This window comes from Neobacillus drentensis, from assembly GCF_036965425.1.
GTDB classification, from domain to species: Bacteria; Bacillota; Bacilli; order Bacillales; family Cytobacillaceae; genus Neobacillus; species Neobacillus drentensis_F.
The window spans coordinates 1-5,916 of sequence record NZ_JBALPP010000084.1; the positions used below are offsets into that span (position 1 = coordinate 1).

General features: G+C 33.1%; 5 protein-coding genes. 2 read left to right on the forward strand and 3 right to left on the reverse strand.

The features are described from left to right. Positions 1 to 73: 73 nt before the first annotated feature. Together V7161_RS19530 and V7161_RS19535 are read left to right on the forward strand one after the other, a co-directional pair. On the forward strand, positions 74 to 1,048 hold the full coding sequence (locus V7161_RS19530; protein WP_335714577.1) for an MvdC/MvdD family ATP grasp protein: 975 nt from the start codon (positions 74 to 76) through the stop codon (positions 1,046 to 1,048). A 1-nt stretch (position 1,049) separates the two neighbouring features. After that, on the forward strand, positions 1,050 to 1,259 hold the full coding sequence (locus V7161_RS19535; RefSeq protein ID WP_335714578.1) for a hypothetical protein: 210 nt from the start codon (positions 1,050 to 1,052) through the stop codon (positions 1,257 to 1,259). A 153-nt stretch (positions 1,260 to 1,412) separates the two neighbouring features. Here the strand turns inward: V7161_RS19535 and V7161_RS19540 are convergent, their stop codons facing one another. The 3 genes from V7161_RS19540 to V7161_RS19550 form a co-directional block, all read right to left on the reverse strand. Further along, positions 1,413 to 2,042, reverse strand: a complete 630-nt coding sequence (locus V7161_RS19540) for an EcsC family protein (protein ID WP_335714579.1) — start codon at positions 2,040 to 2,042, stop codon at positions 1,413 to 1,415. A 329-nt stretch (positions 2,043 to 2,371) separates the two neighbouring features. Next, complete coding sequence (locus tag V7161_RS19545; protein ID WP_335714580.1) at positions 2,372 to 3,619, reverse strand: lecithin retinol acyltransferase family protein; 1,248 nt, start codon at positions 3,617 to 3,619, stop codon at positions 2,372 to 2,374. After that, a complete protein-coding gene (locus V7161_RS19550; RefSeq protein ID WP_335714581.1) occupies positions 3,616 to 5,853 on the reverse strand; it encodes a hypothetical protein in 2,238 nt (745 codons plus the stop codon). The genes V7161_RS19545 and V7161_RS19550 overlap by 4 nt, the downstream gene beginning before the upstream one ends. Positions 5,854 to 5,916 lie beyond the last annotated feature (63 nt).

The following is a 5,916-nucleotide window of genomic DNA, read 5'->3' on the forward strand; positions in this document are numbered from 1 at the left end:
ATTTATTCATATGTTATATTATATTTAATATGTAAAATTTTGATGGAATATGAAAATATTTGAAGGTGGCACTATGATACTTATTTTAACGGACCAATATGATAAACATGCTGATGCAGTTATTGAATTAATATCAAAAGAAAATGCGAAGTTTTTTAGATTTAACTTAGATGTAAATTCATTAAAAAAAACCTTCCTATCTTTTAATGGGACTGAATGGTTCATTACAGTTAATGGAAAGTCAATTTCTCCCAGTGAAATTTCCTGTGTATGGCATAGACGATCATTTGTTGAAATGACACTTGAAGAGCAAGTTGATAATTCAGCTGATTTTAAAATATGGAAAAATGAATGGAATAAAACCCTACTTGGACTATATTTATCTTTAATTGAAGTTCCATGGTTAAATCCTATTAGGAAAAGTCATAAAGCTGAAAATAAATATCTACAATTCCAGATTGCACAAAAAGTAGGATTTACTACTCCTAAAATGATTGTAACCAACGAGAAACAAAAGCTATTACAATTCTATGAAATTAATAATCCTGTTGTGTTAAAAATGATGTCTCAGGACTTTTATCAAACCTCTGAAAACACCTTTAAAGGAATTTATGTAAACAAAGTTTCTTATGATGATTTACTTCAATTCGAGGAATATTCAGAGAATCCTATCGTTTTACAACAATATATCCCCAAAAAATATGAGGTTAGATATACAGTTGTAGGAGATAAACATTTTGTTTGTAAAATTGAATCACAAAAATCAAAGATAGCTAATATTGATTGGAGAAGGTATGATATTGCAAATACTCCTCATTTTGCAATTGAGCCGCCAACCGAGGTGAAAGAAAATGTTAGGAAGTTCATGAGCGATATGGATTTGGAATATGGTGCATTAGATTTTATAGTAACAGAAAAAGATGAATGGATTTTTCTAGAAGTAAATTCGATGGGACAATGGCTCTGGATAGAGGATTTAACTGGACTACCAATTTCAGAATTAATATGTTCTTGGTTAACCAGCAAGTATCGTGAAAGGGGGTGTTAGAATGAAAGTTTTTGCATCAAAATTCTTAGAGTTACCACAACAAGATGAAGTTTCGACATCAATGGAGTGGAATTGGAAACCATATAGTAATGATGTTTATCGAATATATGCATCAGGTAAATCTACTTCATCAAGAGAATCAACTTATGCAGCTGAAAAAGATAATCGTTCCGACTCAGATCGACCGAACGAAGGTATGATAGTTGCATAAATATTTTATTACATTTCTATATTAAGTTTAAAAGAGTCTTTGAAACTATTTTTTCAAAGACTCTAAATTCCATTATCAACTATTCAGTACTTATAATGCAGCTCAGCCTCAATCTGTGACAATAATGGGGCCTAGGAATTTTCCATCTATTGATTATTTAATAAATGCATCTCTTGCAACATTCCCAATAATATTTGTAGAAATTCCATCTACAGTACCCCCAATGACGCCTCCGACCAAGGGTATTGCTTTCCCCAAATTAATTACACCTTTTTCTCCAAATTTAGTTAATAATCTAAACCCAACCGCTTGATTAATCTTCGTGATTACTTCACGTGAAATATTCTTTATTGCAGTTTCAGTTAACTTTGTGCCAAACTTAATTCCAAAATCCTTTGCAATATCCTTTGCTGCATTACCGCATAAACAAGTATAAACCAACGTTTTTACCCGATCGTCGCGAAGGTCATACCCTCCCATATGAGCGATTGCAGCAATCATACGTATTTGAACGTACATTACTGTTGCGATATTAGCAGGTATTGCAACTGGCAAAACAATAACTCCCCCTAATCCAGTTAAAAAGCCCGTTGTAGCAGCTTTGGTATTTTGCCAGCGAATTAGGGAATTTACCTTTTCAATTAGTGTTCCATCTCTCTTTAAATAATCATTAGCCATATCTTCAGCAGAATCTAATCCTGGGATTCCATTCACAGCCTTATCATAGGCCCAATCCAGCGTTTTCATTATTATACTTTGATCTAATTTTTCAACTGTAGTCACTAGTTTTCCCCCTTACAAATCTCAAAAGCTATTATGAAAAAATTTTTTACCTTATTTAAATTTGTTTTAGATTCAAAATTCTTGTAAATTTTGTCCTGCTACTCCTTTATTACACTTGAGTTATTAGTTTTTTTGTTGTGTAAATAAGTGATGAATCATTAATAACTCTAAAACGGTTATTTTTACCGATAACGTTAAAATAAATTACAAGAATTATATCATTCTATTCCGAACAGGCAATACCCGGATCTTAAGAATATTCTGAGGTAATAAAATCTCAAATAAGGTTATCATGACTCAAAAAAAGCGTGAGTAAGGTCCCTATGTTTCTACTTCCCTTCTATCATAGTTACTGACTTGCTCTCTAACTTTAGTTGGTCAGCATTTTCATGCCCCAATGTTCTTAATTGTTCATTACCATGTTTTATACTTTCAAGTACCCCAGCAGTTATTTTATCGTTTTGCTCAATGATTCTTTCCCTTATGTTTAAAAATCCACTAATTACCTGTTTCTGACGTTCTTGAATAGAATCAATCTGTTTTTCAAGAAATTTTTCTTGCAACAGCTTGTCTTTTTGAATTTGATCATAGTATAAATTAAACGCTGGAGTTCCTTCTTTATATTGATTTAGCAACGAAAGAAGCTCAGGGAGCTTTTCTCTATTATAAGTACTTCTATTTGTTTCTACCTTTTCGGTTAGTTCTTCATAAAACGACTCAATATCATGAACGATTTGTAAAGAACCTCTTTCAATGATTTCGATTCTTTTTTCTGCCACTTCATTTAATTTTGCCTGCATGGCTACAAGCGTTTGAGCCATTAAATCTAAACCCTTTGCTTTTGCCTCTTCAATAGCCATAGTACTTTTTACTTCGAATTCCATTAAATCAAGCCGAGCATTCTTCAGTATTTCTATTCTTTCATTTTCATAGTTTGCCAGTCTTATTTTGGTATCTGCTTCAATTTCTGCGATTTTTACCTTATCTGGTTCATACGTATATGTATTATTAGTAGAGGTTCTGCTACCTCCGCCAGAACTGCCTTTTCCCCATAGCGCATTCCACGCATCACCAATTCTCCCTAAAAATCCCATATGTCTATTCCTCCTTGTCATTGGCAGTGTTTTTGCAGGTAAAAGCAACTTAAAAAATCGCTCTACTTGCCTGCTTCGAAATCTGCCAAGCGTACACATATTTGCAAAATGCTCACAGTTATTAATAATTAAATGGTACCCCTGGTCTCCTAAACATCCTTTTGCATAATGAACGATATGCTCTACAGGATAGAGGTCCTCTAATTCAAACTCCGTATATTCCTTTACTTCAAGCCTTCCTCCACGCAAAAAGTCGTCCAAACTGGTTTGAATTACTTCATTTTGGGACCAATCCAACACATTATCACTATCTTGTCCGGTAAAATGAATCACATCATCGTCTGAAATATAGACACCATGATGATAATAGAAAGTCCTGGAAACGCGAATATGATCTCCACGCTTCGGCGCGGAATAGTTCCATTCCTCTTCCGCTTCAATATCAAAAATGAGTCCAAGATTTGACTCTCTTCTTAAACTCACCGCTTCATCAAATCCTTTCTCATTCGAAAGATAAGTGAATTATATTCCTTTTCACGTCTTTGTAACTCTTCAGTGAAGGCCTGGCTGTCAGAAATATAAATATCGAAATTCTTTTGTTTCAAATCAGCAAATTCATTTAGAACTTCAAGAGAAATGTTGGTTAACTCCTGATTTTGAATAAATGAAAGAACCTCATCAATTTGTAAGTCGATTAGAACAACAGCCCATCTTAGTAAGAAAAGGCGATCTTCCGATTTTTCAATCTTAAAAATAATCGTTTGCAATTCTCTTTGAAAATGAGCGGTAAGTTTATAAAGCTTACTTTCCGTTACAAGTTTTTCTTGCAAATCTCCGCCAATATTTAAGGCATTTTCGATATAGATACTTTTTCTTTCCTCCAGATAAAATTTGTTGATTTCATCTTTGTACTCTTTTAACAGTTGTAATACCCTTTCAATGACCGTAGTCCCGTCATCCGTAAATTCTAGTAAACTATCTTTTAAGCCTCTTTGAATAAGAGGCAAGAATCTTTCCTCAATCTTCATTCGTTTCTTTTGCCAATCTTCGTACCAAGCTCTATATACTTCGCTTTCAATTCCATCATCTTCAGCTTTATGTTTAAGTTGATCTTTTAATGTTGTTTTAAAAATTTGATAATCTTCTGTCCACTTTTCCCATAAAAAAACGGCACTAATAACAAAGGGTCTATTGGCCTCAAAAAACTCAATCTTTACAAGTGCATCTTTAATGATTTTCGCAGCGTTTTCAACAATAAAAGAAAAGCTTGCCCGCTCTTCATTTTCTATTTTGGAGAGTTGTTGCAATGCGTTGTCACCATCATTAATGATTTCGATTCTCTTTTCCATTTTTTCAGCTTGGCTTTTCATAGACAATAGTTTGGCATTTACATGATTCATGCCCAGTTCAAAGTTCTTTTTGAAAAAGGATTGCCGAGCCTTCAATAGGTGATTTTCTTCTTCCGTTAAATTGGGATTATGCTCATATTTTTTTGTAAGCTTTAACCCAATCACATGGAAGTCCCGAATAATATCTTCTTTAACTTCCTCATAATACTCAAGCTTTTCCATAAACTCATCCATGACAGACTTAACAGATTCATAGTATTTAATAATCGAGCCTTCAATAGCCTTCCACTCATATTTCAACAAGATGGATTGATAATCGAAGGAAGAAGATAATAGTTCCACTTGTTGGAGACTATTTAAATGGGTTTCAAGCTTGTTCAATTTGTGGATCAATGCAGGTTTTTCAAAATAAATTTGATGATATAGTTTTGTAATATCATCCTCTTTAAAAATGGGCTGTAAACCATTCTTCACAAAAAGTTCCAATGTAAATCGCAAGCGTTCCTGTTCGGAATATACCTTATTGGATGGTGATATGTTTTTTTCATAGTCTTCATAGGTTATAGATGTACTACATGGCAGCCAATAAGAATCCCATGAATTAAATTTTATACCATCTGAAAATAAACCTACACTAGGACTAGACGTGCTGCTATTTTTTAAGCGCCAAAATTGCCTCCCTTTGATAAGATATCTATCGGTAATAAAAGGAAAAGATTTATCATTATACATTTTGCTAAACTGTAACTCCGTCGGTAAATCCCAATTTTTGTAACCATCAATGACTAATTTATGAAAAGAATTTATCCCCTCATTCCATACATATTTTTGATCTGGATTATCACCTTTAAAAAAAGAAAAGTAGTCCAAATTTGCCCAAAGCAATCCGGTATCCCGGTCCATCAACACTTTTGGTCTATTTTTAAAAAAATACCAGCGTTGTTTCTTGATGGCTTCTAGAATCCTTTCGATCCCTCTACTGGATAGGTTGCGAATTTCAAATCGAACTTTGTTTAATTCTTCTTCGATACTATCAATCTTACTCTTCAAATGAACAAGTTCCCCATTTAACTTAGCCTGTTTTCCATTCAGCTCACTAATTCTTTTGGCATTGTTTTCGCTATCAATACCTTCAAATGTTTCTTCAATTTCTTTAATTTTTATAAGCAGATTTTGTTTTTCAGTCAAAAGCGACTGTATATCACTATTGAATAGTCCCTTTATATCCAAATCAGTGTCAATTTTTGATGAAAAAGACGACTCTATTTCTTGGATATTTTTATCTTTAATTTGGGTTTCGGGAAAATCTATCTTTGCATTGCTAGATAAAAACGATGATTCTTTGAGTACATTTTTATAAATCGACATACTTTCCTCTCCTTGAAATATTATGACTTTTTGAGTAGATGCTGTTAATTATTATCATTATAT